The following is a 258-nucleotide window of genomic DNA, read 5'->3' as shown; positions in this document are numbered from 1 at the left end:
GGGTGGTGTCATGTGCGGCGACACCGTGCATTCCCAAGACAAGGAGACCACCCATGAAGACCCGTAACCGCACCTCGCTGATCGCTGCCACCGCCGCCCTTGCTGCCGCTCTGGCGCTGCCGGCCATGGCGCAGAGCGCCTCCCAGGATGCTGCGCAGCCGGCGCAGACCGGTAGCTCGGCTACCAGCGCACAGCCGCAGTCTGGCGGTGGTCAGACCTGGGCCAGTGTAGACACCGATAGTGATGGCGCCATCAGCA

At 67.1% G+C, this 258-nt stretch carries 1 pseudogene; it reads left to right on the top strand.

Annotated features, from left to right (window positions below):
- Positions 1–53: 53 nt before the first annotated feature.
- A pseudogene (locus ACY0MJ_RS22420) lies at positions 54–258 on the top strand (hypothetical protein); the annotation flags it as partial.

Source organism: Ramlibacter sp. bp-362 (assembly GCF_054956735.1).
This window is presented reverse-complemented; position numbering and strand designations above follow the sequence as displayed.